The sequence below is a fragment of the Dellaglioa sp. CoH-55-MRSF-7 genome (assembly GCF_056782235.1).
On record NZ_JBXAYI010000140.1, the window covers coordinates 1 to 284 of the forward strand.

Sequence of the window (284 nt, forward strand, 5' to 3'; positions counted from 1 at the left end):
GACCGGAAATTCGGAATCTTGATCGAAGAACCCGTGGAGCATTCTGTATTTGCGGTTGAGCGAATGTCGCGTCCGGTGGATGCCAACCAGAATTTGATCGGCGTTGGCCACGTGCTCATCATCGACGCGTGTGCCCGGAGCCCAGACCCGAGTCTCACCGTAGAGCCCGGGCTTGATCTTTTTCTTAGCACGTATCCGCATTGACAACCAGATTAGCGGATTCTCTTCAGCAACCCGCTCGATCTTGGTGAGCATCACATCGGCTCGGCCACGCACGAAGTAAC

General features: G+C 55.3%; 1 protein-coding gene. It reads right to left on the bottom strand.

The annotated features are described in order from the left end of the window. The coding region (locus AC1RPU_RS08175) for a hypothetical protein (RefSeq protein WP_481769674.1) at positions 1–284 on the bottom strand (284 nt) is incomplete at both ends.